This is a genomic window from Halomonas sp. ISL-56 (assembly GCF_018612805.1).
In the GTDB taxonomy this organism is placed as follows: Bacteria; Pseudomonadota; Gammaproteobacteria; order Pseudomonadales; family Halomonadaceae; genus Vreelandella.
This window is the reverse complement of sequence record NZ_JAGGRO010000024.1, coordinates 19,062-44,768: the sequence shown is the minus strand read 5'-3', so window position 1 is coordinate 44,768 and position 25,707 is coordinate 19,062. Positions and strand designations below refer to the sequence as shown.

General features: G+C 51.8%; 27 protein-coding genes. 11 read left to right on the top strand and 16 right to left on the bottom strand.

The annotated features are described in order from the left end of the window. Positions 1–147: 147 nt before the first annotated feature. The 5 genes from J7J49_RS19670 to J7J49_RS19655 all read right to left on the bottom strand — a co-directional run bounded on the left by J7J49_RS19670 (position 148) and on the right by J7J49_RS19655 (position 3,622). Positions 148–1,824: a methyl-accepting chemotaxis protein gene (locus J7J49_RS19670; RefSeq protein WP_215095084.1), complete on the bottom strand. Its 1,677-nt coding sequence runs from the start codon at positions 1,822–1,824 to the stop codon at positions 148–150. 235 nt (positions 1,825–2,059) lie between these two features. Beyond that, on the bottom strand, positions 2,060–2,275 hold the full coding sequence (locus tag J7J49_RS22600; protein ID WP_251048417.1) for a GNAT family N-acetyltransferase: 216 nt from the start codon (positions 2,273–2,275) through the stop codon (positions 2,060–2,062). Further along, positions 2,196–2,507, bottom strand: a complete 312-nt coding sequence (locus J7J49_RS19665) for a GNAT family N-acetyltransferase (protein ID WP_251048423.1) — start codon at positions 2,505–2,507, stop codon at positions 2,196–2,198. The genes J7J49_RS22600 and J7J49_RS19665 overlap by 80 nt, the downstream gene beginning before the upstream one ends. 56 nt (positions 2,508–2,563) lie before the next feature. After that, a complete protein-coding gene (locus J7J49_RS19660) occupies positions 2,564–3,034 on the bottom strand; it encodes a nucleotidyltransferase family protein (protein WP_215095082.1) in 471 nt (156 codons plus the stop codon). 87 nt (positions 3,035–3,121) lie between these two features. Further along, positions 3,122–3,622, bottom strand: coding sequence for a P-loop nucleotide/nucleoside kinase family protein (locus J7J49_RS19655; RefSeq protein WP_215095080.1), 501 nt, complete (start codon positions 3,620–3,622; stop codon positions 3,122–3,124). Positions 3,623–4,105: 483 nt separating this feature from the next. On the opposite strand from J7J49_RS19655, the gene J7J49_RS19650 reads away from it, so the two are divergent. The 4 genes from J7J49_RS19650 to J7J49_RS19635 all read left to right on the top strand — a co-directional run bounded on the left by J7J49_RS19650 (position 4,106) and on the right by J7J49_RS19635 (position 8,614). Then, positions 4,106–5,161 carry an ABC transporter substrate-binding protein gene (locus J7J49_RS19650; RefSeq protein WP_251048416.1) on the top strand — a complete coding sequence of 352 codons (1,056 nt, stop codon included), beginning with the start codon at positions 4,106–4,108 and terminating at the stop codon, positions 5,159–5,161. 275 nt (positions 5,162–5,436) lie between these two features. Next, positions 5,437–6,873 (top strand): alanine/glycine:cation symporter family protein, encoded by a 1,437-nt coding sequence (locus J7J49_RS19645; RefSeq protein ID WP_064234776.1) that lies wholly within the window; start codon positions 5,437–5,439, stop codon positions 6,871–6,873. A 249-nt stretch (positions 6,874–7,122) separates the two neighbouring features. Continuing rightward, entirely contained in the window at positions 7,123–7,953 is an 831-nt protein-coding gene (locus J7J49_RS19640; protein WP_215095078.1) for a helix-turn-helix transcriptional regulator, read from the top strand. 46 nt (positions 7,954–7,999) lie between these two features. Next, the gene (locus J7J49_RS19635) at positions 8,000–8,614 is read left to right on the top strand and encodes a LysE family translocator (protein ID WP_215095076.1); all 615 of its coding nucleotides are present in this window, start codon (positions 8,000–8,002) and stop codon (positions 8,612–8,614) included. Positions 8,615–8,627: 13 nt separating this feature from the next. On the opposite strand, the gene J7J49_RS19630 is transcribed toward J7J49_RS19635, so the two are convergent. The 5 genes from J7J49_RS19630 to trpB form a co-directional block, all read right to left on the bottom strand. Further along, a complete protein-coding gene (locus tag J7J49_RS19630; RefSeq protein WP_215095074.1) occupies positions 8,628–8,987 on the bottom strand; it encodes a VOC family protein in 360 nt (119 codons plus the stop codon). A 45-nt stretch (positions 8,988–9,032) separates the two neighbouring features. After that, positions 9,033–9,353: a hypothetical protein gene (locus J7J49_RS19625; RefSeq protein WP_215095072.1), complete on the bottom strand. Its 321-nt coding sequence runs from the start codon at positions 9,351–9,353 to the stop codon at positions 9,033–9,035. Between the two features lie 90 nt (positions 9,354–9,443). Beyond that, positions 9,444–10,262: a carbon-nitrogen hydrolase family protein gene (locus J7J49_RS19620; protein WP_215095070.1), complete on the bottom strand. Its 819-nt coding sequence runs from the start codon at positions 10,260–10,262 to the stop codon at positions 9,444–9,446. 188 nt (positions 10,263–10,450) lie between these two features. Then, positions 10,451–11,290: a tryptophan synthase subunit alpha gene (gene trpA / locus J7J49_RS19615; RefSeq protein ID WP_215095068.1), complete on the bottom strand. Its 840-nt coding sequence runs from the start codon at positions 11,288–11,290 to the stop codon at positions 10,451–10,453. A 20-nt stretch (positions 11,291–11,310) separates the two neighbouring features. Next, positions 11,311–12,540 (bottom strand): tryptophan synthase subunit beta, encoded by a 1,230-nt coding sequence (trpB, locus tag J7J49_RS19610; RefSeq protein WP_215095066.1) that lies wholly within the window; start codon positions 12,538–12,540, stop codon positions 11,311–11,313. 133 nt (positions 12,541–12,673) lie between these two features. On the opposite strand from trpB, the gene J7J49_RS19605 reads away from it, so the two are divergent. After that, positions 12,674–13,567 (top strand): LysR family transcriptional regulator, encoded by an 894-nt coding sequence (locus J7J49_RS19605; RefSeq protein ID WP_215095065.1) that lies wholly within the window; start codon positions 12,674–12,676, stop codon positions 13,565–13,567. A 44-nt stretch (positions 13,568–13,611) separates the two neighbouring features. On the opposite strand, the gene J7J49_RS19600 is transcribed toward J7J49_RS19605, so the two are convergent. After that, positions 13,612–14,553, bottom strand: a complete 942-nt coding sequence (locus tag J7J49_RS19600) for a LysR family transcriptional regulator (RefSeq protein ID WP_215095063.1) — start codon at positions 14,551–14,553, stop codon at positions 13,612–13,614. Positions 14,554–14,615: 62 nt separating this feature from the next. Between J7J49_RS19600 and J7J49_RS19595 the strand changes: the two genes are divergently transcribed. After that, a complete protein-coding gene (locus J7J49_RS19595; RefSeq protein ID WP_215095060.1) occupies positions 14,616–15,599 on the top strand; it encodes an aldo/keto reductase in 984 nt (327 codons plus the stop codon). 27 nt (positions 15,600–15,626) lie between these two features. Here J7J49_RS19595 and J7J49_RS19590 read toward each other — a convergent pair whose 3' ends face one another. The 3 genes from J7J49_RS19590 to J7J49_RS22720 form a co-directional block, all read right to left on the bottom strand. Then, a complete protein-coding gene (locus J7J49_RS19590) occupies positions 15,627–16,256 on the bottom strand; it encodes an SDR family oxidoreductase (RefSeq protein WP_215095058.1) in 630 nt (209 codons plus the stop codon). A 95-nt stretch (positions 16,257–16,351) separates the two neighbouring features. Further along, positions 16,352–17,041 carry a VIT1/CCC1 transporter family protein gene (locus J7J49_RS19585; RefSeq protein ID WP_215095056.1) on the bottom strand — a complete coding sequence of 230 codons (690 nt, stop codon included), beginning with the start codon at positions 17,039–17,041 and terminating at the stop codon, positions 16,352–16,354. Positions 17,042–17,123: 82 nt separating this feature from the next. Beyond that, a complete protein-coding gene (locus tag J7J49_RS22720) occupies positions 17,124–17,252 on the bottom strand; it encodes a hypothetical protein (RefSeq protein ID WP_285222446.1) in 129 nt (42 codons plus the stop codon). Between the two features lie 51 nt (positions 17,253–17,303). On the opposite strand from J7J49_RS22720, the gene J7J49_RS19580 reads away from it, so the two are divergent. Next, positions 17,304–18,239, top strand: coding sequence for a glycerophosphodiester phosphodiesterase (locus J7J49_RS19580; protein WP_215095054.1), 936 nt, complete (start codon positions 17,304–17,306; stop codon positions 18,237–18,239). 58 nt (positions 18,240–18,297) lie between these two features. On the opposite strand, the gene J7J49_RS19575 is transcribed toward J7J49_RS19580, so the two are convergent. Then, the gene (locus J7J49_RS19575) at positions 18,298–19,206 is read right to left on the bottom strand and encodes a dihydrodipicolinate synthase family protein (protein ID WP_215095052.1); all 909 of its coding nucleotides are present in this window, start codon (positions 19,204–19,206) and stop codon (positions 18,298–18,300) included. Between the two features lie 354 nt (positions 19,207–19,560). Between J7J49_RS19575 and J7J49_RS19570 the strand changes: the two genes are divergently transcribed. From J7J49_RS19570 to J7J49_RS19555, 4 genes are read left to right on the top strand one after another with little or no spacing between them, the layout of a single operon-like run. After that, positions 19,561–20,034, top strand: coding sequence for a hypothetical protein (locus J7J49_RS19570; protein ID WP_205634188.1), 474 nt, complete (start codon positions 19,561–19,563; stop codon positions 20,032–20,034). Next, positions 20,003–21,214, top strand: coding sequence for a hypothetical protein (locus J7J49_RS19565; RefSeq protein WP_215095051.1), 1,212 nt, complete (start codon positions 20,003–20,005; stop codon positions 21,212–21,214). The genes J7J49_RS19570 and J7J49_RS19565 overlap by 32 nt, the downstream gene beginning before the upstream one ends. A gap of 34 nt (positions 21,215–21,248) precedes the next feature. Beyond that, a complete protein-coding gene (locus tag J7J49_RS19560; protein ID WP_215095049.1) occupies positions 21,249–24,083 on the top strand; it encodes a bifunctional diguanylate cyclase/phosphodiesterase in 2,835 nt (944 codons plus the stop codon). Between the two features lie 26 nt (positions 24,084–24,109). Continuing rightward, positions 24,110–24,928, top strand: coding sequence for a PEP-CTERM/exosortase system-associated acyltransferase (locus J7J49_RS19555; RefSeq protein WP_215095047.1), 819 nt, complete (start codon positions 24,110–24,112; stop codon positions 24,926–24,928). 35 nt (positions 24,929–24,963) lie between these two features. On the opposite strand, the gene J7J49_RS19550 is transcribed toward J7J49_RS19555, so the two are convergent. Then, complete coding sequence (locus tag J7J49_RS19550) at positions 24,964–25,593, bottom strand: hypothetical protein (RefSeq protein WP_215095045.1); 630 nt, start codon at positions 25,591–25,593, stop codon at positions 24,964–24,966. Positions 25,594–25,707 lie beyond the last annotated feature (114 nt).

Below are 25,707 nucleotides of genomic sequence, written 5' to 3'. Positions count from 1 at the left end.
TTCATATTCTTATTTTGAATATAAAAACCTGCTTTGGGTGATAAGCACGGGCTTCGGTTTGTTTTTTTGCCCGCCCTTTCAGCATTGACCGCTTAACATGGCAAAAAAAAGCGCCCTGCCCGGGCGCTTTGTTAGTGCTTCAGGCGTTTAGAACGACGCCCATTCCTCGGTATCTTTCTTGCCACCGATCACATGCGTGGGTGGGCGTTTAGTGGCCTTTGGCAGGCTGTTGCTTGGCTGCTGCGTAGCGGGCAGTGCACGCTGGCTAAGGCCCGTAGTGGTTCCCTTAAAGAACGAGACTTCCGTCAACAATGCTTCCGCTTGGCTTTGCAGTGAACGCCCTGCCGCACTGGACTCTTCAACCAGGCTCGCATTCTGCTGGGTGACACTGTCCATCTGTGAGACGGCCGTGTTGACCTGCTCGATACCCTGGGACTGCTCTCGGCTGGCGGTGGCAATCTCACCCATCAACACCGTGACACGCTGAACGCCGTGCACGATATCTTCCAGCGACTTGCCCGCTCTGTTAACCAGGCTTGAGCCGTTATCGACTTGGCCGATACTATCCTCGACGAGCTTTTTGATGTCTTTAGCGGCGTCAGCACTGCGACCTGCCAGGTTACGCACTTCGTTCGCCACAACCGCAAAGCCGCGACCTTGCTCGCCTGCGCGAGCGGCTTCCACCGACGCATTCAGCGCCAGCAGGTTAGTCTGGAAGGCGATTTCATCGATCAAGCCCACGATGCCGGCAATCTTGCGGCTCGAGGCATTGATTCCCTCCATCGCTGTGACAGCTTGAGCAGCGACCTCACCGCCTGCATTGGCTTGCTGGCTGACCTCGTGCACGAGCTTGTCTGCTTCGGCAGCATTGTCTGCATTCTGACGCACGGTCGAGGTGATTTCGTCCATTGACGCCGCTGTTTCTTCGATATTGGAGGCTTGCTCTTGAGTACGGCGGCTCAAATCGTCGGTCCCTAGCACGATTTCGTCAGCGGCCACGTTCACGGACTCGGCGTTATTTCGAACGGACATGACCACCTGCGAGAACTTGGTTTCCATGCTCTTTAATGCCCTGAGCATCACACCGAACTCATCCTTGGAGGTAACATCTATGTCGTTATCAAGCCTGCCTTGAGCCATGGCGTTGGCAAGTTCTTGCGCCTTGAGCAACGGTGTCATTATTCCACGAATCAACCATATCGCGAGCAGAATGCCGAAGATGACCGCTGCCACCATAACGCCAACAACGAAGTTGCGCGTCCAAACATAGTCGCTTGAGGACTGTTGGTTATTGGCGGCGGCTTGCATGCTGTTAAGGTCGATGAGTTCCTGGATCGCCGTTAGCACTTTGGGGTATTCAGCACGTAGCGTGGTGGTGGCAATGACTCTCGCACCGTCAAAATCGTTGCCAATCATTGCTGCGTTAATCTCGTCGATACCGGCGCGCAGGCTGGCCAACGCTGCTATGAAGTCTCCAGCGATTTTGCGCTCATTATCACCGTTCACACGATCAGGAAAGTAATCATCCCAAGCGGCGTCGATAATGGCATCGTTCTCTGCGACCTCCTGCTGCGTGGTTATGGCAGATGCCGGATTTCGATCGCGCTGTTCAGCCGTCACTTTCACTCGGTTACCAACCAGTGCTTGGTTGATCTGAGTAAGATTACCCAATGTGAGCACGTTTCCCTCATAGGTTCGATTGAGGGCATCGTTGGTTTTACTGAGACTATAGAGACCGATAGTACCGACAACGATTAACATCAGGATGCATGCGCTTAAACTCACGGCAAGGCGCAGTTTCACGCTTCGATTCAGAAGTAGCATGGGAATATCTCGTGGAGCCCGCAGCGCTTTGCATTGGGAAGGTGGAAGCAATTTCGGTAACCGCAAGCGCTCAGACAGAGCGCATCTTGCTACCAACCATAGAGTGTTATCGGCTCACGCCTAAAAACATTGAGTTTTTAGTTCATAAATCGCCAATATCTTTTTTGATCACATACCACCCGACCCGGTGCTAGGCTTAGGTGCTTCAATCAAAACCCATAAAGCATGAACACCACTAAACGTTCTGATCATCTCCATTGATAAACGAATAGAGCTGAATATCTGATCGGCATGCCCACCCCTGATTAGCCCAGAATTGTCTGGCGGTTTCGTTCTCGGCCAAAATCATCAGATGCGATTTCAGAATGCCTTCATTTTTCAGCGCTTCCAGGCATAGGCTGACCAGCCGTGTGGCGATGCCTAACCGGCGATGGGCGTCCGATACCGACAAGTGTTGAACATAGCCGCGCTTGCCATCGTGGGTGGCCCGCCATTATTGTGCCCACCAGTTTTCCTTCTACTCCTTTTTCCACTTCTGCCACAAAGCTCAGACCGGGGTTGCGCAGTAGGTATTTCTCGATGCCTTCTCGTGAATCGGCATCGCGCAGCCGCACACCTTCACTTTCGCCCCACAAGGCAATGGCAGCTTCATAGTCTTTGATAGTCATGGTGCGGTAGTGCATCAGGTGGTTCTCACTGGGTGGCCGTTAGATTAAACCGGAGTATCTAAGGCGGACTATTATCCTGAACGTTCACGCATAGCGCGAATATCGTCGATATCGACCGGCCGTGAGAGCACAGTCTTATAGCGGATCAAGTCTTCCTTCAACATCACAGGAAGCGCCAGACCCAGCAAAGTGACTGTTACATAGCGGTCAAACGCTATCTTCAGCGGCACCCAGGCTTGGCTGGCTACATCAAATATTTGCGCACCATCAGCGCTGCCAACCTCCACCTTGATGCCTTCATACTTGAACTGGACGTAGGTTAAATCCCAGCCCTCCTCGCAGTAGTGCTTGGCGGGCTTGGATATGAACGACTGGCCCGCCTGCACCACTTTTTGAAAATGCTCGCCAGGGACAAACAGATCAATATCGTTCAGTTCACGCTCAGCGCCATACCCCTTTGCGGCGAGTCCTCCGCAGATTTGAAAAGGGATATTGCTATCTCTCAGTACTTCTACTATCCACTTGGCTGCTAACTGATGCACAAATCCTCCCGCGTCTGCCGATCAAATCGCCCCCTATCGTTATTTGAGAGGCACCAGCTGAATATGAAAAAGTATCTGTTAGTGCTTTTATGTAATTTCAGGCTCGACAATCACTACGTTAAACCCCTCAGAGTCTGAGGGTGGTTCAAAATAGCTAGTCACCATTTTAAACACCTCTTCGGTATCGAAATGTGCCCGCCCAGGTTGCTGCTTCTGTCTTTCTTTCAGTTGCTTTAAGCAGCCTGCGTCACCAACCGTCAGGTAATAGAGCTCGTGGGGTATTTCGTGTTCTGTGTATATCCCCTTGAACCAGTCTCGCTGTTTTCGGGTATTGGCGGGCATGTCTAAGACAACTGATGCCCCTGTCATAAGAACCTGCTTAACGTGCTCTCTGAGTATTGGCTTAAGGCGCGAAGAGTAGTTGAGGTAGTCGTTAAAATTCTCGATTTCTCCAGGGTAAAGGGCCTCTAACCATGCATCTTCTGAAATAAGTACAGCTCCTCGCTGTTGAGCGACTTTTGCTGATAGGGTGCTTTTCCCGGCCCCCATCTTTCCGCAGAAAAACAGGAGTGTTCCGTAGTGATTCAACGCCCTTCTCCTTTTCATTAAACGCAGCGTGCGTGTCAGCCATTTTATATGGATTTTACGTTCTTCAAGATTGGATTGATGAAGCGAGTGAATAATCTTACTTTCACGGCTAGCAATTAGCTCTAAAGCTCTTATAGGCATGCCATATATCAACTGCCCTTTTAGCTCTTAAGCATCTGAATCTTCTCGCCAAAAGCAAATCAAGCTTCAACTCTGGATGCTGCTTCGCCACATTCGCAACGTCATTCTGCGTTTCTGCAATTATCCACTCGCGTACCTGCTTGGCTGCATCGCTTAGCGGCTTTGTTGCGTGAGTGAACTAGATGGCATAGCCACTTGGTGGCAATTGCGGTGGGTGTGCGGAAGCGTTAATTGACGACTATGTTCTTGAAAGTGATCGCTTCATCCGCTGCGGCAATCTACATTGCACCTATACGGCCAAGGCCCTGATAACTGAAGAAGCCAACTGGTGGAGATAACAAGATGAAAGATACTGGCCGCATGAAATACTTGTTTGTTTTCTCAGTAGTTTTGGTAGGTAGCGTCAGTGCTGATGATAGTTTGGCAGACGACCAAATTACCTTCGTATCCCAGGGAGGGGCGTACCAGGAAGCACAGACGGTCGCCATACTCGACCCAGTTGCCGAGGCGCTCGGCATCACCATTAATCAAGAGAGCGCCCCCAACGCCTGGCCGATGATTAAAGTGCAAGGCACCACCGGCCAGGCGGTATGGGACGTGGTCGACACCCCGCCATTGAACTGCTTGCGGGGCGGCAACCAGGGGCTGATCGCGGAACTCGACTTCAGCCAGATCCCCAACGCCGACTCAATGCCCGATGAATACAAGACGCCCTACTCCGTGGCCTATGAGTTCTATTCCAGCGTACTGGCCTACGACCCCGAGGCCTTCGATGGTAATCCGCCCCAAAGCTGGGAGGATTTCTGGAATGTCGAGGAGTTCCCCGGCAACCGTGCCCTACGTAACCATTCACTAGGGACGCTTGAAGCCGCCCTAATGGCCGATGGGGTGCCGCGAGAAGAGCTTTACCCGCTGGACGTTGACCGTGCCTTCGCCAAGCTTGAGGAGATCAAACCGCACATCACCACCTGGTGGACGTCTGGTGGGCAGTCAGCGCAGCTGCTCTACGACGGCGAGGTCGACATGCTGATGATGTGGAATGGTCGCGTCAGCGCGATCATTAATGAAGGCGCCAGCGCGGCGTTCACCTATAACGATGGTGTGCTGCAAAACACGCACCTGTGCATTATTGAAGGTGCGATCAATCAGGAAACGGCCGTCGAGTTTATCAACGCGGCGATTGCCCCCGAGTACCAAGCCAATCTGCCGCTACATATCGATTACGGCCCCGGCAATCCGGCTGCCTTCGATACGGGCAAGATTCCCGATGAGCGTGCCAAGGAGCTACCAAGCTTTCCCGAAAATGCCAAGCGTCAGGTGTTGATGTCGTACGAATGGTGGGCCTCCTCTGCAGGAGAGGAAGCTGAGCGTCGTTGGCTGGAGTTCATGCAGCGATAAAAGTGTCGTTGCGGTATGTCCTTGCCAGCCAGGCACTGAGCTGATCAGGGAATAGGCGGCTGTATACCCCTGATGATCATGGATTTGGAAATATGCCTGAAAATCGTCTTCGCCTCATGTAGCTGTTCAACCTAAAAAATTTTGCTTTCCTCGCAAAAATGTCCATATGCTCAATCTAGTCACTCGAATTAGTCATATAAAAAAATACGCGATGATTTTCAGAATTGACGCCGAACCTCACCAATATCTCACCTAACTAGGCGGAGTAAGAGACTATGGCTTTTATCGAAAATTTCTTTGGTGTACTGGAAGACCTAACCTGGGGATGGGCACTGATACCCCTGCTGGTCGTCTTTGGGCTGTTCATTACCTTAATGACCGGATTTGTTCAATTTAGGTTCTTCACGCGTATGTTCCGCGTTCTGTCAGCTAAAAGTGAGTCGTCTGACCCAAATAGTGTGAGCGCCCGCGCTGCCTTGATGCTCTCTGTGGGTGGGCGTGTGGGCGGCGGCAATATTGCGGGGGTTGCTGTGGCGATTACCCTCGGTGGCCCAGGGGCGGTGTTCTGGATGTGGGCGATTGCCTTGGTGGGCATGGCCACAAGCTTGGTGGAATCTTCACTCGCGCAGCTTTTCAAACGTCGCCAGGCCGATGGCACCTTCAGAGGCGGCCCCGCCAATTCGATTATTTACGGCTTAGGCGCTGAGTACAAATGGCTCGCGGTCTTTTATGCAGTGTGTTTGCTAGCTGCTTTTGGCCTTGGTTTTAATGCTTTTCAGGGCAATACCGTGGCGGGGTCAATCGAGAGCAGCCTGGGCGTCAGCCGCTATGTCACCGGTACGCTGCTGGCCGGTGCAACAGGCTTGATCGTGTTTGGTGGCATTCGACGCATTGCCAAGGTTTCCGAAGCGGTGGTGCCGATTATGGCAATGGGTTACATCCTGATGGCACTGATCATCATTGTGATGAACATCACTGAAATTCCCGGCGTCATTGCCACTATTGTTGCTAATGCGTTTGGTTTCGAGGAAGCGGTAGGCGGTGGTATGGGGGCTGCGATTGCGCAGGGTATTCGGCGCGGGCTGTTTTCTAACGAAGCCGGCCTGGGGTCAGCGCCAAACGTTGCCGCTGCCGCTGATGTGCGTCACCCCATTAGCCAAGGAATCACGCAATCGTTCTCAGTCTTTATCGATACCATGCTTATCTGCTCATGCACGGCGTTTGTGATTCTGCTGGGAGGTGTTTATATCCCTGGCGCCAGTGATATCGACGGTGTTGTGCTAACACAACAGTCATTGGCCTATCATCTGGGTGATTGGACGCAGTATCTGCTGTCTTTGATGGTGCTGCTGTTTTCGTTCAGCTCGATCATCTATAACTACTACCTTGGCGAAAATGCCGTGGCCGTGATGACCGAAAACCCGATGGCCATTCAAGTGCTGCGCGTGGTGATTATCGGCATCGTTTTTCTGGGCGCCATTGCGCCAGGGGCAACATCGGTGTTCTTCTTCTCAGACCCGATGATGGGGCTACTGGCCTTAGTTAACCTGGTGGCCATTATGATGCTGCTACCCACGTGCCTACGCCTGCTGAAGGATTTTCGCGAGCAGCTTGCTCAAGGTATTAAACGCCCGGTGTTTGATTCCAATAAATTCAATGACCTGGATATCGATCACACGGCCTGGTCAGAATATAGCGATGAGCAACGCTAACCTATTTAACCTATCAAACCTATGTTGCTAGACACTGTTCACTAACGCATCAGGCCCACGTTAAATGTTTGATCGGCATCCCCGTTCACATCAGTGCTCGGGGATGTTTCTATCTCATGGCTCAACGTCGCCGCTCTCTCTCTTCACCAAAACTCCATGCATACCCCACTGCCGATTAGCAATTATGTACAAGCATTAACAGGCAGGGCTGGCATAAGCTAGGCGGTGTGACTAATCAGGAGGGGCGGCATGAGTAACGCAAGCCGGTTTCAATTTATCAAGAGCCAGCACGTGCCAACGCTAACGGTGCTTCATGCAGCTATTGAGGATTTCAGCTACGACCGCCACGCCCACGAGGAGTATGCCTTCGGCGTAACGCTGGCGGGGCGTCAAGATTTCTTCAGCGGCGGGCAGTTTCACCGCAGCCCACCGGGCAACGTTATTTTGTTCAATCCAGAAGAGGTTCACGACGGCCAACCGGGCGGAGAACGCTCACTGGATTACCTGATGGTGTATGCGCATCCCGAGCAGGTTAATGCCCTGTTTGCTGATGCTCTGGGGCAAGAGCACACGGCTGACTTTCGCTCAAATAACACCCTTATTCAGGACGTTCATCTACGCAATGCCATTTTGGAACTGGCGCGCTTAGTTACTTCTCACTCTGGTAGCTGTATCGATCAGGAGAACGCGCTTTATCAGGTGATCGAGCGCACTGTGCAACTCGGTGGGGTTTCTCAACCCAACCTGATTTCCGCTCGGCCCGATGCGCTGCTGGGCTTGGCGAAAGAGTATATCCACGCCCACTTGGATTCGGATATCTCCCTTGATGACATCAGCCAAGCTGCGCATATCTCCAAGTACCACTTCTTACGCCTGTTTCGGCAGCATTACGGCATTACGCCGCATCAGTATGTGATTAATTGCCGAATCAATGCGGCCCGTGCGGCGCTAGACCTAGGCGCTTCCCTGACGGAAGTCGCTTTGCGCTATGGGTTTGCCGATCTTAGCCATTTCAATCGCCGCTTTAAGCGCATTTACGGCATGACGCCCCATCAGTACCAGCGCGATATCGCGCGCTAGGTGCCCCCCCTTCTAACTCAAGAACAGTCAAAATAGAGGTTTCACCATGTTAGCAATCGTCGCCTATGCCCTAGGCGCCATGTATTCGCCTGGGCCTGTGAATCTGCTTGGTTTGAACGTTGGCATTAATGGCCAGGCCCAAAAGTCGTTAGGCTTTTGCCTGGGAGTGGGTACTTCGATGCTGATCTACTTATTGGTATTGGGCTGGGTAGGAACTGCATGGATCAATGATGAAGCACTGATCGTGGTGAGCGCCTTGGGCTGTGGCTATATTGTTTATCTCGCGAGCAAAATTGCCCGATCCAGTATTGATATAAGCACGCCAGATAATACCCCACGACTAGTCAATTATCGTGATGGGCTGGTGATGCAATTGCTTAATCCCAAGGCCATTGTCGCTACCCTGCCGATTACCACACTGCAATTTCCTGCAGCGGGTATTGAGGGGGTTAGCTTAGTGATTTGGGCATTAGGACTGGCGGTGTTGGCCGCTGGCGCGCCCGGCAGTTATATCCTGATCGGCAGCTTGGTAGGCCAGCGTATTGAAAACGCCAACATCGTTAAGCGCTTCAATTGGGTAATGGTCGGGTTGCTGGTCGCCGTGGCACTTTCGATTGGCTATGAGCATGTGTGGGTGCCGCTCACTTCTATGGCTACCTAACCTGGTTGCTTGATTAGGGTCGTAACTCCGACCAAACCGCAAACTCGTTGCCGCTGGGCTCCCGAAAGTGAAAACGGCAGCCACCAGGAAACTCGAAAATGGGCCGAATGACCTCGCCGCCGCTCTTTTCAACCTTGTTGAACGTTGTGTCAATGTCAGCACTATAGAAAACCAGCAGTGCACCGCCTTTTGAGGTTTGGTTACAGGTATCCGCTTGGTAGAAGCCTCCATCCAACCCCTGATTTGAAAACGCGGTGTATTCCGGGCCGTAATCGACAAACTCCCAACCAAACGCCGCCGAGAAAAAAGCCTTTGTTGCGGCTAAATCTTTCGCGGCGAATTCGACGTAGTTGAGCTTTTCATGCTGGTTCATCGCCAGGCTCCTTAGTTGTTTTTCTTCAGACGACAGATGCGTTATCTATTGGCCGAAGCCGATGCCTAAACGTAGTGCTTGCAGACCATCAAATTCGACACTTACTTCGTCAGAGAATAAGGGGTGGCCCTGCACTATCAAATCCAGCGTCGCCTGAGAGCCGCGATAAGTGACCGTTACCGCTATTTCTGCAGAAGTGCTGACGGGAGCCAGTAGCTCATACTCAATGTTATCCACGCTGACTGCAGAGAGGCCACGGTCATCCAACTGCTGCTGAACTTCCCGTTCAACGACAACGCCATAATAGAAGTAGATTCCTGCATAGCCAAGCGCTAACAGTACGATTAGTGAAAAGAGCTTTCCCATTGTTTCTCTCTGTTTTATAAAATATTGGATGGTTGCTGCCTGCAGTAAATATGCTTGTATCGCGCGCCTAAGCGTATGCTATGGGAAAGATCAGCCGACAGTACGAGCCGTGATAATGCCTGGGGCGACGGGAGCACACAAGCGAGACTCCACATCCTCTACCCTGCCACTTAGCGTTCTTTGATGGATGCTGCATAGCACTAGGCTAGGCTTTGCACCATTAGCAGCAATGGTTAGCTCACCATCTGCACTCCAACCGCCGCTGTTGCCGCAGGTTTGCCAGCCGCCTGTGCTGGAGATGTGATTAGCGAGCAGCACTAGGAACTGATGGTGCTTCGCCATTGAAGCGAGTAGATTCGCATCGGCCTCATACCCTGTTTCAGAGATTAGCGCGCTGGCAATATAAACGTCTGCTAGCTGGTCGGCAGCCATTTCTGCATGGGCAGGATTGGCAAAGTCTGCGCAGATCGCCAAGGCGATTCGAATGCCATTAACCGTGAATAGATAACTTTCGCTGCCTGTCGAACAGTAAACGTCTTCTCCTTCGTGTAAGTACTGCTTTGCATAAAATTCTCGCTCGCCAGTGGGGAAGCAGATAACAGCTCCTATCTGCGGTTTTCTGCCTTCGCTAACGAGCGGGCAGCCAGCTATAACGACTATATTACCCGCCGCTGCGGCATCGGAAAGCGTGCTGAATACCTCTGAATCTTTCGGCATCGCTAGCTGTTCTAACAGCTCAAGCTCGTAGCCGGTCAGCGAAAGCTCTGGGAACACCACTACATCAGCCCCTCGCGCGGCAGCTTGCTGAATATAGGTAAGGTGCGTCTCAAGATTTTCGGTCACTGCGCCTTTTACAACCGGTAACTGAGCTAGTGCGATAGTGGTGCCACTTGTGCCTCTGGGTTTCATTTCAGCACGCCTCGCATACAAATATTTTGTTCACTTCTGCCATAAACTATCCAGTTAACGTTAAAAAGATTCGCTGGCAGTCTAAACAGTCGCGAACTACCGCCCATTATAGCTAATAGCAGGTTGGATAAACAAAGAGCAGACGCTTTGGCCTGCTCTCGTAACTTATCACTTTTTATTATGCTTAATCAGCAGGCTTGCGGCTCGCGTACTTCACGAGACGCCCTTACGCTTTCGGCCAGTTCGCTCACTAGGCCGTGCACTCGCGCAACAGCTTCATCAGAAGTGTTGGCGTGTTCAATACAGTCAACTAGCGCGGAGCCGACGACGACTGCATCGCTATAGCGGCCGATGGTGGCTGCTTGCTCGGCGGTGCGAATACCGAAGCCGACCGCAATAGGCAATTCAGTATGTTCGCGAAGTCCAGCGACAGCGCTTTCCAACCTTGCTGGCGTCGGCGCATTGCCACCGGTAACACCCGCCACGGAGACGTAGTAGATAAACCCGGAGGCGTTAGCCAACACTTTCGGCAGGCGTTTGGCATCGGTCGTCGGTGTCGCTAAGCGGATAAAGTCGATACCGTGTTGTGCTGCTGGTTGGCAGAGCTCTTCATCGTGCTCTGGGGGGAGATCCACTACGATCAGACCATCAACCCCGGCATTGGCGGCATCCGCTAGAAAACGCTCAACGCCGTAGCAGAAAATAGGGTTGTAGTAGCCCATCAGCACAATCGGAGTAGTGCTGTTTTCTTCACGGAAGCTACGCACCATTTCCAGGGTTTTGGCTTGGGTTTGGCCATTTTTCAGGGCACGCAGCGCGGCTTTCTGAATAGCGGGGCCATCGGCCATAGGGTCGCTGAACGGCATGCCTAGCTCGATGATATCCACCCCTGCGTTTGGTAGCCCATGCAGCAGGCGCCGGGAAGTCTCGGCATCTGGATCACCGGCGGTCAGGTAGCTGACCAGCGCTGGGCGGTTTTGTTGCTTGAGTTCGGCAAAGCAATTTTCCAGACGTGAGATGTTACTCATGACAGTCTCCAGGATTGCGCTCATAGCTGTTTCACTCCGAACTTATCGCCGAGATGATGGGCAACGCTCATCATATCTTTGTCGCCGCGACCGCTTAGGTTGACCACCATTAGGTGCTCACGGGGAAGCGTAGGCGCACGCTTAGCGACTTCCGCCAACGCGTGGGCGGTTTCCAGGGCGGGGATAATACCCTCTTGGCGACAGCAGACCTGAAACGCTTCCAGCGCTTCGTCATCGGTGGCGGAAACGTACTCGACCCGCTTCTGCTCATGCAACCATGCGTGTTCTGGCCCAATGCCGGGATAATCTAGCCCCGCTGAAATTGAGTGGGCGTCGGTAATCTGGCCGTCCTCGTTTTGCAACAGGTAAGTGCGGTTGCCGTGCAATACACCCGGCGTACCACCGTTTAGGCTCGCCGCGTGCAGGCCACTTTTTACGCCTTTGCCACCGGCCTCGACGCCAATCATCTGAACGTCTAAATCATCAAGAAAGGGATGAAATAGCCCAATGGCATTAGAGCCACCGCCTACGCAGGCCACCAATGAATCTGGCAGGCGACCGTGCTTTTCGAGCATTTGGCTGCGTGTTTCGTGACCGATCACGGCTTGAAAGTCGCGCACCATCGCGGGGTATGGATGCGGTCCGGCCACGGTGCCGATAATGTAGAAAGTATCATCGACGTTGGTGACCCAGTCGCGCAGTGCTTCGTTCATGGCGTCTTTGAGCGTGCCTGTGCCGGAGGTGACAGGGATAATCTCTGCGCCCAGCAGCTTCATGCGGAATACGTTTGTCTGCTGACGCTCGATATCGGTGGTACCCATATAGATCACGCAGGGCAGACCAAAACGTGCCGCCACCGTGGCAGTGGCCACGCCGTGCATGCCCGCGCCGGTTTCCGCGATAATGCGCTTTTTACCCATCTGCTTGGCCAGCAATACCTGACCGATGCAGTTATTAATTTTGTGGGCGCCGGTGTGGTTCAGCTCTTCACGTTTGAGGTAAATACTCGCCCCGCCAAAGTGCTCGGTCAGGCGCTCGGCAAAGTAGAGCGGGCTGGGCCGCCCCACGTAGTCGCCTTGGAAGTAGGCTAGCTGGCGCTGGAACTCTGGATCGTTTTTGGCGGTGGCGTATTCGTCTTGCAGCTCTAAAATCAGTGGCATCAGCGTTTCGGCAACGAAACGACCGCCGAAGCGACCAAACAGGCCATTGGCGTCGGGCAGGCTATTGGTTAAGTCTACAGGTTGATTCATTACGACCTCTGAATGCGTTATCAAACATTACAGTGAAAACAATGCAGTGAAAGTAGCGCAAGCAGGCTGGGATAAAAATCGATAAGATGTCAGCTATCTGTGAGTTTTAATCAACTATAAACCCGGACATTCAATGCAGAACAGCATGCCACCGCTTAGCGCCTTGCGCGCCTTTGAAGCTACTGCCCGGCTGGGCAGCGTGACTGCCGCGGCAGAAGAGCTAAGCGTTACTCACGGCGCCGTAAGCCGCCAGCTAAAAAGCCTGGATGAGCATTTTGGCGTGGCGCTTTTCGTAAAAGTGGGTAGGGGCATTGCGCTAACCCCACACGGTGAGCAGCTACAAAGCGGTGTGGGTGAGGCATTTTCCCGCTTGAAGGATAGTTGCGCAGCGCTCAAGCGTGATGTAGAGGAAGCACCCTTCACTCTCGCCTGCCCTGGCAGTCTTTTAGCCCGCTGGCTAATTCCCCGGTTAGATCGCATGCACCGCGAGTTACCCCAGCTAAAGCTGAAAGTGGTCGTGAGCGAAAGCGAGCAGCCCGGCAAGCAAACGGATGCCAGCGCCACGCTGGCGTTTTCCGAACCGCCCTGGCCTGAAGATGTGGAAGTGATTGAGCTAATGACGGAAGAGATCTGCGCGGTGGCAAGCCCACAGTTAACGGCACAATTCGACCCTGCCAGACCAGAAACACTTTTTGCTAACACGCTATTACTTACTGCATCACGCCCTCAGGCTTGGCCCCAGTGGGCTAACGCACAAGGGCTTGAGTTGGCGCAACTTGAAAAGGCACTTAGCAAAGGCCAAGGATTTGATCATCTCTACTACTTAATGGAAGCGGCAGTGGCGGGCTTGGGTGTGGCGATAGCGCCCACGTTGTTGGTGGAGGATGACCTTAAGAGCGGACGACTTATTGCCCCCTGGGGAAGTATCGAAACCCACGCGAGGCTTTGTCTATGGTCACCCAAAAACACCAACAGCCGCCGCAGCGAGCCACTGGCGGAATGGCTTAAAAGGGAGCTAATAACATGACGATAACAACTCACACCTGCGATTTTAATAGCCGCTTCGATATATCACCCACTCAAGCGCTCGCGGTTACTCGCCAACAGCGCAGCCAGAAAGTCCGCCACGGCCCGGATACGGGCTGATTGGGTGAGATCCGTCTGGATAACGAGATAAATGGGCTGATCTAGACCAATATCCGCGACAACACCAACCAAACCAGCCTCTCTGGCCAAAAAATGCGGCAGTACCGCTATGCCCAACCCGGCCTTGGCCGCGGCTAATTGAGTCGCCATAGAGGTCGTGGTTAGCGCAGGTTCGCGCCCTCGTAGAACCCGTTCAATCCACTGGGCGGCGGGCAAGTGCGCTTGCGTTTCACCCCAGGTGATAAAGGCATCCGTGTCGAAATCGCCCGCATCATGGTGAGACTCGCGCTGCGCTACATAGCCGGGGCTCGCGTAAAGCCCGAAACCCAGCGAGCCCAAGCGGCGAAGGGTGACATTGCCCCGCTCGGGTTTGACCATTCTAAGCGCTAAATCGGCGTCACGGCGATGCAGGTTGACGGTAGTGATATCGGTCACCAGTTCAAGCGTGATGCCGGGGTACTGCGCATAAAATTGCGGCAACGCGGGCAGAATCAGCGCCGTGGCGAGGTTTTCAGCGGTAGCTAAACGCACTCTGCCGCTCAATTGCGCAGCACTGGAAACCCCACTGGTAAACGCCGCAGCCGCAGCCTCTAAAGCCTCGGCTTTCTCAATCAACCCCGCCCCTTCCTCTGTAAGCTGATAGCCCGATTGCTGGCGAACAAACAGGGGCAGCTTTAAAGCGTTTTCCAGCCGTTCGATACGCCGGGAGAGCGTGGCGATGCCCAGGTTCAGCTCAGCGGCGGCACTACTCAGCGTGCCGTGGCGCGCCACTGCCAGAAAGGTGCGCGTATCGTCCCATACCCAACCCCGCGGCATGTGTTTTTCATAATCGGAAATCGGCTTACCAAACTCGTTCATTTTTTTCATTATTGGATAGTGCCACGCTGTTACTGCGCCACTCAAGAACGAGTCACTTCTGGAGAAACATCATGCAAAAACGAACACTAGGCAGCGATCTAACCGTTTCCGCTATCGGCTTAGGCTGCATGGGGATGAGCGAGTTCTACGGCCCTCGGGATGACAGCGAGTCGCTGCGAGTATTAGCACAAGCAGTAGAGTTGGGTATCGACTTTTTCGACACGGCGGATATGTACGGGCCGCATCATAACGAGGAGTTGATTGCCCGCTTTCTCGCCAGTCACAAACCCAAGGTTCGTATCGCCACCAAGTTTGGCATTGTGCGCAACCCTGGAGAATATCAACGTCGCCTGGATAGCAGCGCCCACTACGCCCAACAAGCCTGCGAGGCATCGCTTCGACGGTTGAACGTCGAGCAGATTGATCTCTACTACGTCCACCGCGTTAACCCGGACACGCCAATTGAGGAGACGATGGAGGCCCTAGCGCAGTTGGTGAAAGAGGGGAAAATTGCCCACATTGGTCTCTGCGAGGTCAGCGCTGACACTTTGCGCCGAGCACACGCGGTGCACCCGGTAACAGCGGTACAAACCGAATACTCACTCTGGACGCGGGACGTAGAGCAAACGGTGCTGCCCACCTGCAAGGAACTCGGCATCGGCTTTGTGCCTTATTCGCCGCTGGGCCGTGGCTTTTTGACCGGAAAACTTCACGAGAATGCCGACTTTGGCGAAGGTGATTTTCGCCCTAACCTGCCGCGCTTTTCTGAACAGGCGATGCATGCCAACCGCCGGATCGCCGACGTAATCGGCGAAATGGCCACCCATAAAGGCTGCACCCCGGCGCAGCTGTCGATAGCTTGGCTGCTATCCAAAGGCGATAACATCGTGCCGATTCCCGGCACTAAGCGGCTGCGCTACCTTGATGAGAATGCGGCAGCCGCGACCATCAACCTAACCGCCGATGAGCTGCAACAGCTTGAAGCGGCCACCGAGCACCTTCCGGTGACCGGTGAACGTTACACTCCAGAAGGCATGAAGGGGGTTAATGCGTAGACGATCACGGCCGCCGTTAAGGGAGTATTACTGAATAATCTCGTCAATTGAGCGCTTGCCATTCAGCAGCAGGTATTCCTGATTAGTCACGTTCGAGCTTTGCACCGTGTGCAGTAATGCGTGCGCAACATTGGCGCGGGAGATTTGATTATCGCCAGCTTCATCAAACGAGCTAGCAAACTGCTGACTGGCGGCTTCGTCGGTCAAGCGCCCAGGTTTGAGAATGACATAGGGGACGCCGCTGTTGCGCAGATGGGCATCGGCGGCAAATTTCGCTGCCATGTAGGGGCGCATTTTCTCGGGCGCGTCCAATGGCTGTTCCGCCCGCATGGCGCTAATCATGATGTAGCGGGAGAGGCCTTTCTGCTTGGCGATATCGGCAGTCCGAATGGCACCGAAAAGATCAATCATCAGGGTTTTATCCGGCCCGGTGTGGGGGCCTGACCCCGCTGTAAAGACCACTTGATCGCAGCCTTCAAAGGCGTGTTCAAACTCACCCTCTAAATCAGCAATCACGGTGTCTATGCCATGCTCGTTAAACCACGCTGCCTGCTCTTCACTGCGGATCATCGCCTTGATGGGCGTGCCCGCTTGCTGCGCCAGTTCGCAAAATTGTTTGCCAATCTGTCCGTTCGCGCCAATCACTAACGTTGTCATAACGTCTCCTTGTGAATTACTTACCCTTCTATGAGTGCAGGCACTTAGTTGGAATTCAACCCTTCAGTGTGTTGTTCCTACAGCGGTTCAGGTATTTAAGCCATCACGCCAAACACATGCCCTATAGCGGATGTTAAGGCCATGGCGAGCGTGCCCCAGAACATCACTCTTGCCGCAGCTTTTAGCATTGGCGCGCCCCCCACTCGGGCAGCTATAGCGCCCAACAAAGCTAAAAAAAGCAGAGAAAACAGTGCTACCAGTGGCACCAGCAGTGAAGATGGCGCCCACCAAGCGATTAGTAGTGGTAGCAGTGCGCCGATAGTAAACGTAGCCGCCGACGAGAGTGCTGCTTGGAGTGGACGCGCTTGACCGGTGTCGGTGATGCCGATCTCATCTCGCGCATGGGCGCCTAAGGCGTCGCTGGCCATCAATTGCACCGCGACTTGGCGTGCCAACGCTGGTTCAACCCCACGGGCTTCGTAGATGGCAGCGAGCTCTTCTTGCTCTAGCTCGAAGTGTTCCATCAATGCTTTACGTTCGATATCTAGATCGGCGTTTTCGGTATCCGATTGCGAACTTACCGAGACGTACTCCCCTGCGGCCATCGACATGGCACCGGCTACCAGGCCCGCAATACCCGCCAGCATAATATCGCTTTGTGTGGTACTAGCTGCCGCAACGCCCAGTATCAAGCTGCTGGTGGACACAATGCCGTCATTGGCACCTAGTACCGCGGCACGCAACCATCCGTTACGGTGAGATCGATGATGTTCAGTATGGATCATGGGTCTAATGCCATCGTTGGTTTATCTAAACGCCGACGTTTAAATACACTTATCTTTTTCAGAGCCTAGCAGATACTGGGCGCTAGCTATCTATTTGCGAGTCAATGATGGCGTTTTCCTCCATCCAGAACGAGCGATTCGGCATGAAGGTTTCCAGCCTGACGGTTTGATCCTGGCGATGTTTAGCGCCCCCTCTCTGCTTGTCTTTCATCACTCACTCCGTGTAGGGTTCTTAAACAGGCATTCAACAAAAGGTATTTCCATGCAACGCCGTTTACTGATTACTTCAATATCTCTGGGTCTTTTATCTGGTGCTGCCACGTCCACTGCGCTGGCAGAAACTTCACCGCTGGAGCAGCAGCTAAAGGATCTTGAATCATTCCAAGTGATTGCTCACCGAGGGGCTAGCGGCCACGCGCCGGAAAGCACCATGGCAGCCTATGAGCTGGCCCATGAATGGGGGGTTGATTACTTAGAGCTGGACGCCCAAATCACCGCTGATGGTGAATTGGTGGTGTTCCATGACGACGCCATTGATCGCACCAGCAATGGTGAAGGCCAGATTAGTGACTACACCCTGGAGGAGCTAAAAGCACTGGATACAGGCACTTGGTTTAATGAGGCCAACGCCGATAAAGCAGACGATGACTTTGCAGGGGCAAAAATCCTCACGCTGGATGAGCTATTCGAGCGCTTCGGTAACGATACCCGCTACTACATTGAAACCAAGTCTCCACAGCTAAACCCAGGTTTGGAAGAAGCCCTGGTAGAAAAACTGGAAGAGTACGACATGGTCGAGAATGGCCACGTATTAGTGCAGTCTTTCGAACAGGGCAGCCTGTTAAAAGTGCAGCAACTTAACGACGACATTCCGCTGGTTCAACTGGTTTGGTATTACCCCAGCGAAGAGGACGAGTCGCGCCTGGTGGAGTGGACTGGCGTGACACCGGGCCCAGCAGAGATTACTGATGAAGACTTCCGCGCGGTGGCGCAATATGCGTCGGGAATCGGCACCAACTATATTTACGAAGGCCAAGAAGTCATCGACGCCGATTTTATCCGTCAGGCGAATGAAAACGGTCTGCCGGTACACATTTACACCGTCAATGAAACCGATGACATGAAGCGTTTGATGGAAATGGGTGCAAATGGCCTGTTTACCAACTTCCCTGATCGTCTGCTTGAACTCGTTGAGTAAGCACCCTTAATTGTAGTGATTACGCCCGGTAATGGCCGGGCGTTTTTATTGCACAGTATTAATCCTTACCTTCAGATTCTAGGCCAAGCTGTTCAAGTACTTGCTCGACTATTCTCCTGTCATCACCTTGTAGCGTTTTTAACGGCTGAGGCAGGCAGGGCTGGCTCACTTTTCCAGTCATTTCTGCAATGGTGGCCACCACTCGCAGGCTACCGCCGTATTTACGGTAGAGTGCCCATAGCGGCTCAAGAGCGTCTGAAAGTTCTTTGGCCTGTTGAGCATCCCCTGCCTGAGCGGCCCGGGTTATCGACAGTGCTGCTTGAGGGTATACCCCAGCGATCACGGAATACCAGGCATCGCAACCCGCATTTAGACCAGTGGCTGCCGCTGAGTCGCCACTGATGCCGATGGTGACATCACCGGGAATTAACTTGCGCAGCCGTGCAACCCGCTCACTTGCGCATGCAATATCGTCCTTAACCGGCGGAATCTTTATAGAGCGAACCTGCGACAGTTGGGCGATACGCCCATGCAACTCATCGCTGAATTCAAAATGGGTAGTACCAGGGTTATCGTATACGCACAGCGGCACACTCAGCGATTGGCAGACCGTAGCGTATAGACTGAAAACCTCATCATCAGTGAGTCTTTGGTAGGACACCGGTGCTAGCAACACCCCGCTTGCGCCTGCTTGCTGGGCGCTTTCTGCATTAGCCAACACATCGCGGGTACGTAGCGCACCAATACCCACAACAACAGGCACGCTACCTGCGCTTTCAACGCTAAGCTGGGTAACACGGGCGCGCTCATCGCTGCTTAAATAAGCGTAGCTACCCGTCGAGCCCAACACGCCTATGGAGTCCACCCCTGCCCCAGCTAAATGTTCCACTAAGCGGGTAAACTCGCGCTCCTTAATATTCTGTTCGTTCATGGGGGTTAGCGGAAAAGCACTTAGGCCGGTGAACATGATGGACGATCCTTTTCAAGAGGGAGGGCAATCGCAATGTTACATAGGCGATTGGCTATTATGTACACGCCTATGGAAATGGAATAGTCATAACCTAATACTCACTGTTCGTTGACATAACTTCCTGTTATTTTTTTTGAATTGATGTAGTGTTTGGTAATGTGCCGTATCGATATGGCACAGTCATTTCTGGATGCGTATCTTTCAGTCATACCATTAGAGCTGAATATAAAAACAGTTTTGCTAGTGCTGCGAGGGAGAACACGTCATCAATTCATACACATTTAATATGCAGGGCAGAACTGCATCGTGCGTGAACCTGGCGTTCATCAATCAACCAGTAAGCCGCCACTAATGCCATCACTCGTTATAAGCGGTTCTCCATTGCGATTGGCCTTACTGGCAGTGACTACCCTTATTTTGCTGGTGGGTATCACTTTCGCAGCAACAAATGCCATCGCTAGGGAAGCACCACTATATTTAGTGGCTCATCCTGATGTCGCTACCCGCTTACTAAATAGGGATACCACCCGTGCGATTTTCGCGATGCGCCAACGCACCTGGCCGGATGGCCAAGCAGTCAGGGTCTTCGTCTTAAGTAATAGCCACCCCGTACATGCTCGCTTTGCCAAAGAACAGTTGGCGGTTTACCCGCACCAGCTTCAGCTAGCCTGGGATCGCATGGTCTTCTCAGGTACCGGGCAAGCCCCTGACCGAGTAAGCGATCAGGCAGAAATGCACGAGCAGGTCGCCACGACACCCGGTGCTATTGGCTATCTTGAAAGGGAGTATCTGGATGATAGCGTTCAAGTTATTTCGATGGAATGAATGTCGAGCCCTTGCCACGCTGCTGGGCACCGTTGTGATGGTTTTATCTGCTCATGCCCAAAGCGGTGAGCACGTTCTTGATACTCTGCAAGTGCACGGATTTCTTAGCCAGGCACTAGTGGTCACTGACGAAAACAATTTCTTTGGTCACAGTAACCAAAATGAAGGTAGCTTCGAATTCACCGAAATAGGTCTCAACGCCTCCTTACGCCCTCACCAGGATGTGCTTGTTGCTGCTCAGATACTCAGTCGTCGAGCTGGAGGCGATAGCACCGATGCTGAACCTAAGCTGGATTATGGCCTAATTGATTATCAAGTGATTTCAGACCAAGAACGAACCTTTGGTATTCAGTTAGGAAGGTTCAAAAACCCTTTTGGATTTTATAACCAAACCCGTGATGTGGCATTTACACGCCCTAGCATACTGCTGCCTCAATCTATTTATTTTGATCGCACACGGTCAATTGGCATTGCTGCAGACGGATTCAGTATATATTTAGACGAACGGATCCCTACTGGCTCGCTACGCATTCGAAGTGGGTTAGGACTTCCGCAAACAGGCTCAGATCTAGCAAGACAGCTTTTTGCTGGTAATGGTAGACCAAGTATCTCTTCAGGCGACTATTCGGTAATAGCTCAGCTTTTATACGAGCATGAAAATAGCAATTTTGTTACTGCCATCAGCGCGGCTGATGTCAAATTAGATACCAGTTTTCCTGAAGGAGCAGGCACTTTTGACTTTCAACCTTGGATTGTATCAATACAATATAATCAAGAGCTGTGGAGCCTTACTGCTGAATTTGCACTTAGGAAGCAAACTCTTCAAGGGAATAATATTCCCAGAAGCTTTGAAATCACAGGGCAAAGCTGGTACCTGCAATACCAGCGTATGATTAATCAGAAGTGGAGCTGGCTTATTAGATATGACAGCTTAACCAATAATAATGAAGACCGATCAGGAAACTCTTTTGAAGCAAATGGTCTGGGGCCTGCTCACTCTCAATTTGCAGATGATCTAACATTTGGTCTGCAGTGGACACCGCACCCTCAAGTAATGCTAGCAGGTGAATATCACCATGTGGACGGCACTGGTTGGCTACCTACTCAGGATAATCCAGATTCATCAGCGACCAGCCGAAGATGGAACATGTGGTTATTACAATTATCGCTGCGCTTTTGAGGCCCTCCTCGATCCTGGCTAGGACGTTACCGTAATGAAAACACCTACCCTTTTTCGAATGCCTCAGCGTCTTAGCCTAACTTGGCGGGTTATCGCCTTAAGCAGCCTCCTGCTTTTAGCGTTGGTAACACTTTTTACTTGGCTAGGACACGACAACTTAACTCGTCAGTTTCAGGAAAGTCGGACTCAGCACCACGAACGCCAGCAGCGAGAAATCCGTTTAGCGTTACTCCGTTCATCGGAAAATTTACGCCAGTTAGCTGGCTTAACTGCCGCCTCAGCAAGCCTGGGCCTACCCTTACAAGCGGGTAGCACAGCCGATGTCGAGCGAGCGCTGGACTCCCAGTGGCCCGCACTTCAGCTCGAGGCGGGAATTGATGAGATTCTAATCATCAATACGCGCGGTCAAGTATTGGGCAGTTGGGGCGCCGGAAACTCGCAAGCACAGCTTCCCATACGGAACTGGGTAAGCCAGGTTATCAACACCGAACAACCACTTGCAGCGCTTCGCTGCTCAACTAGCTGCCAGCAATTTGCTGCCGTGCCGGTACTGGTGAGGGGAGAAAGCGTCGGTATGGTCGTGCTATCTCGCTCGTTAGCTGATGTCACTCGGCAAGCCAAAGAAGTCTCTGGCAGCGAAGTCGCGCTACTTGTTACCGGGCCCGCTGAAGACAGCCAGGTAACGGCAACAAGGCAGCTGCAAGCGTGGAATGGCCAATTGCTGGCACTCACAAGCGAAGAACAAAGTTTAGTACCTTTGCAGCGAGCGGCAGATACGGCCCCTGTACGTCGCTTGATGGAAGCACCACTAAGTCTTGAATATAGCGGCAGGCACTTAGAACTCAGCGCAGTGCGCATGGAAGAGGATAACGAACTTAGCAATATCGGATACTTTCTGCTGATATCAGATATTACCGAGCAAATTCAGGCAATTAACCAGGATACTCGCAAGCTGCTGTTCGTTGGCGTGCTCGGCTGGATTGCCGCTGAACTACTGCTATTAATTATATTGCTTGGCCCAATGGCTAGGCTACGTAGAGTCGCCGGATTGCTTCCTGACCTGGCCGACGGGAAGTTTAGCGATATACGTTCCGCCATTCCCAGCCACCGCCGTCGCATTCCCGACGAGATAGATGTTCTTGAGAGCACCACACTCGAGCTGTCGCGCCAACTTGAAATGCTAGAAGGTGAAATTCAGGAGCGCGGCCATCAGCTAGCTGAGCGTATTGAAGAGCTAGCCAAAGAGCGTGATTTCATCAGTGGCCTGCTGGACACAGCCCAGGTGTTTATCATTGCCCAAGACTGCACTGGACGGATCAGCCTAGTCAATGAGTATGCTCAGCTGATACTAGGGCTCAATGAGGCTTCGCTACTTGGGCGACATTTTGTTGATGTCTTCGAGGCGGGAGTCCCTAGCACAGTGAATACGTTTTCCCATCCTCAGCAAGAGGAAAAAACACTACGTACGCCCGACCACCGCCTTCATACTATTGCTTGGTATCATGCACCTTTACAGACAGGTAGCGAGGGGCAGGTATCCCGCATATCAGTCGGGCTCGATATTACCGATCGCAAGGCTGCCGAAGCGCGGTTAACTTGGTTGGCTGAGCGCGACCCGCTGACGGAGCTTTACAACCGGCGCTATTTCCAGCATGCACTGCAAATTGCGCTTGAACGCCCATCGAAGAAAAAAGGGGCGGTACTGCTGCTGGATTTAGACCAGTTCAAAGAGGTTAACGAGCTGAGCGGGCACCATGTGGGCGACAAATTACTCCGCGAAGTTGCCGACACACTCCTCCACAACCTTGGCCGCCGTGGTGTTATTGCCCGCCTTGGTGGCGACGAGTTTTCCCTCCTATTAGAAAATACCAACGCCGATCAAGCCGTCAGTGCCGCGCAATATATTGCCCAACTGCTAGAGGGCATCGGCTGCGTTGTCGGCGAGCGGCGGCATCGGGTAACGGCCAGTATTGGCATTGCCCTGTTTCCAACCCATGGCAATACACCCGCTGACCTTATGGCTAGCGCTGATGTTGCTATGTACAAAGCTAAAGCGAATGGTCTCCAGCATTGGCATCTACTTTCCAAGTTAGAAAATGCCAAAGACGAGTTGCAAGAACGAGTTTACTGGGTTGAACGCATACGCAATGCGCTTGAAGAGGATAGCTTCGAGCTAATGGTGCAGCCCATCATGCGCCTGGCAGACCAAGACGTAAAACACCACGAGGTGCTACTGCGAATGCGCGACGCAGATGGGAGCCTAATTGATCCTGCACACTTTATTCCAGTTGCCGAGCAGAGCGGACAGATTATCTTAATCGACCGTTGGGTATTGCGGCACAGCTTAAAAGCACTTAGCCAACTGCAGGATCGAGGTATCACCCTTGCGGTGAACCTTTCCGGCCAGTCCCTTCACGACGGAGGCTTGAAGCAGTATTTGGCAGACGAGCTGACTGCCAGCGGAGCTGACCCTCACCACCTAATATTGGAAGTAACAGAAACAGCGGCGGTTACTGATTTTTCTACCGCACGCGGCGTACTACAAGCAGTACGCGACCTTGGTTGCCGCACCGCTCTGGACGACTTTGGGGTGGGCTTCAGCAGTTTCCATTACCTAGGGCAGTTACCCGTCGATTATATCAAAATTGATGGTTCTTTTATTCGCAGCATGCTAATCAGCCCAGACAGCCGAGTCATTGTTCGCGCGATTGCTGACATTGCTAAAGGTTTTGGCAAGCAAACAATTGCCGAGTACGTTGATCAGGAAGCCCTATTGCCAATAATAAAATCTTATGGGATAACTTATGGTCAAGGATTTTATTTAGGAAAGCCATCAAAACTCCGAAAACTAGTCACATCCACATATTAAAAACACTAAAAAAAGAGAATATCTTCATGTCAACAAAAAAAACAAAAATCTCAGAGCCAACAATACTATTGCCAAAACTAAGCATAGACCCATATCATTTCTTTAAAAATTTTAACTTTATCATTGCCCACTCACCAGATGAAAAGCAACGTGCTTTTTTATTACGCCATCAAGTTTTCAATGAAGAGCTAAATTATAACATCGGAGACAAAATAAGTTCCACGTTAGAAAAAGACTCTTATGACCAACACTCAATACTATGCCTTCTTCAACATCGAGAGAGTGGAATCGATGTTGGATGTTTAAGGGTGGTCGTTATAGACCAGACTATTAAGAGTTTTCCACAAACATTGCCTCTAGAAGAGTACTGCTTGGGTAGTTTAACCAGCTCTGATTTTCATCCGGAAAAAATGGCCAAAAATACTATCTGCGAAGTTTCTAGACTCGCAGTACACCCATTATTTAGAAATAAAAAAAAATCACCTGTCGACAGCAAAGAATTGCATATAAAAAAAAGAGATATAAACCATGATACCAAAAACCAATCAATTATTAGTTTAAGTTTATTTCTCGCTGCTACTGCACTCGTTGGCTTAGCGCATAGAAGACATGTTTTTGCCATGTTAGAACCAAGATTTAATAGATTGCTTAAAGCATCCGGCCTTCATTTCCAACAAGTAGGCAATATTATAAATTATTGTGGAAATCGAGCAGCATATTATATCGATCAAAAAATTGCTGTTGAAAGTTTACCTCAACAATTAATACCATTCTATGCTCATATAGAAAAAGAGCTTGCAATTCAAACAAGCTCCGAAAAAACGCACAAAACAGAATATAATTAAAAACCAAGCCAACAACCATTACATGCATCTCTAATCTAAATCGATGTAGGCTTATTAAAATCATTAATCGTTACACTAGTGAATTTCTCTAAGAAAAACACTAGCGTCTCGGGATATTGGAAGCGCTCTTCAAAGCGCTCTTGGCCTTCTTGCGAGCGCCGTGTCACGCTTGCCTTATAACCTTCATTTGATTTAAAAACCTTTACGCTATTCTCACGACTACCGTCACGTTTGATGGCCGTTATGGGAGAGTTATCGCTCAGTAAAACGTCGAGTTGTCGAGCAGCTGTGCGCTCTTCATCGGACGCCCAAAGAGGTTGGTCTCGGTCTCCATAGCGGTAGAGCATAATGACCAACATGACGGAAAAAATGCTACTGGTCAGCATCCAGGTTAATAAAACGCTCGAAAGCGGTGTTGTCAGCATGATGAATAACTGAACGACAATGCCCACAGCAAGCACACAGGCCAAGGGCCGCCACATGCGTGGATTCATAAATCTGCGCTTCAAGATGTATCCCCAAAGCCCAACCACTGCTAATGCCCCCAACAGCAAATGCACGGGAGCAAGTAGAGTCCCCCCACCAGCCAATATGGCAATTACCCCCATAATTACCATTAAACTGTAGAAAGCAGCTAACAGGTAGTAAGCGCGATCAAGGGTCATATGCAGTCTCCATGCGGGTTAACCGATGGCCTGCGGCGCCATCGGTTTTATTGTTATCGGTTATCGACTTGCGATTATAGCCTTGGAGTCCAGTATAGATGATCACGACAATTC

Bases quoted from the DNA above. Each gene is read 5' to 3' on its own strand.
- J7J49_RS19670 (WP_215095084.1), bottom strand. From the start codon at position 1,824: ATGCTACTTCTGAATCGAAGCGTGAAACTGCGCCTTGCCGTGAGTTTA.
- J7J49_RS19665 (WP_251048423.1), bottom strand. From the start codon at position 2,507: ATGCACTACCGCACCATGACTATCAAAGACTATGAAGCTGCCATTGCC.
- J7J49_RS19650 (WP_251048416.1), top strand. From the start codon at position 4,106: ATGAAAGATACTGGCCGCATGAAATACTTGTTTGTTTTCTCAGTAGTT.
- J7J49_RS19645 (WP_064234776.1), top strand. From the start codon at position 5,437: ATGGCTTTTATCGAAAATTTCTTTGGTGTACTGGAAGACCTAACCTGG.
- J7J49_RS19640 (WP_215095078.1), top strand. From the start codon at position 7,123: ATGAGTAACGCAAGCCGGTTTCAATTTATCAAGAGCCAGCACGTGCCA.
- J7J49_RS19635 (WP_215095076.1), top strand. From the start codon at position 8,000: ATGTTAGCAATCGTCGCCTATGCCCTAGGCGCCATGTATTCGCCTGGG.
- J7J49_RS19630 (WP_215095074.1), bottom strand. From the start codon at position 8,987: ATGAACCAGCATGAAAAGCTCAACTACGTCGAATTCGCCGCGAAAGAT.
- J7J49_RS19625 (WP_215095072.1), bottom strand. From the start codon at position 9,353: ATGGGAAAGCTCTTTTCACTAATCGTACTGTTAGCGCTTGGCTATGCA.
- J7J49_RS19620 (WP_215095070.1), bottom strand. From the start codon at position 10,262: ATGAAACCCAGAGGCACAAGTGGCACCACTATCGCACTAGCTCAGTTA.
- trpA (WP_215095068.1), bottom strand. From the start codon at position 11,290: ATGAGTAACATCTCACGTCTGGAAAATTGCTTTGCCGAACTCAAGCAA.
- trpB (WP_215095066.1), bottom strand. From the start codon at position 12,540: ATGAATCAACCTGTAGACTTAACCAATAGCCTGCCCGACGCCAATGGC.
- J7J49_RS19605 (WP_215095065.1), top strand. From the start codon at position 12,674: ATGCAGAACAGCATGCCACCGCTTAGCGCCTTGCGCGCCTTTGAAGCT.
- J7J49_RS19600 (WP_215095063.1), bottom strand. From the start codon at position 14,553: ATGAAAAAAATGAACGAGTTTGGTAAGCCGATTTCCGATTATGAAAAA.
- J7J49_RS19595 (WP_215095060.1), top strand. From the start codon at position 14,616: ATGCAAAAACGAACACTAGGCAGCGATCTAACCGTTTCCGCTATCGGC.
- J7J49_RS19590 (WP_215095058.1), bottom strand. From the start codon at position 16,256: ATGACAACGTTAGTGATTGGCGCGAACGGACAGATTGGCAAACAATTT.
- J7J49_RS19585 (WP_215095056.1), bottom strand. From the start codon at position 17,041: ATGATCCATACTGAACATCATCGATCTCACCGTAACGGATGGTTGCGT.
- J7J49_RS22720 (WP_285222446.1), bottom strand. From the start codon at position 17,252: ATGAAAGACAAGCAGAGAGGGGGCGCTAAACATCGCCAGGATCAAACC.
- J7J49_RS19580 (WP_215095054.1), top strand. From the start codon at position 17,304: ATGCAACGCCGTTTACTGATTACTTCAATATCTCTGGGTCTTTTATCT.
- J7J49_RS19575 (WP_215095052.1), bottom strand. From the start codon at position 19,206: ATGTTCACCGGCCTAAGTGCTTTTCCGCTAACCCCCATGAACGAACAG.
- J7J49_RS19570 (WP_205634188.1), top strand. From the start codon at position 19,561: ATGCCATCACTCGTTATAAGCGGTTCTCCATTGCGATTGGCCTTACTG.
- J7J49_RS19565 (WP_215095051.1), top strand. From the start codon at position 20,003: ATGATAGCGTTCAAGTTATTTCGATGGAATGAATGTCGAGCCCTTGCC.
- J7J49_RS19560 (WP_215095049.1), top strand. From the start codon at position 21,249: ATGAAAACACCTACCCTTTTTCGAATGCCTCAGCGTCTTAGCCTAACT.
- J7J49_RS19555 (WP_215095047.1), top strand. From the start codon at position 24,110: ATGTCAACAAAAAAAACAAAAATCTCAGAGCCAACAATACTATTGCCA.
- J7J49_RS19550 (WP_215095045.1), bottom strand. From the start codon at position 25,593: ATGACCCTTGATCGCGCTTACTACCTGTTAGCTGCTTTCTACAGTTTA.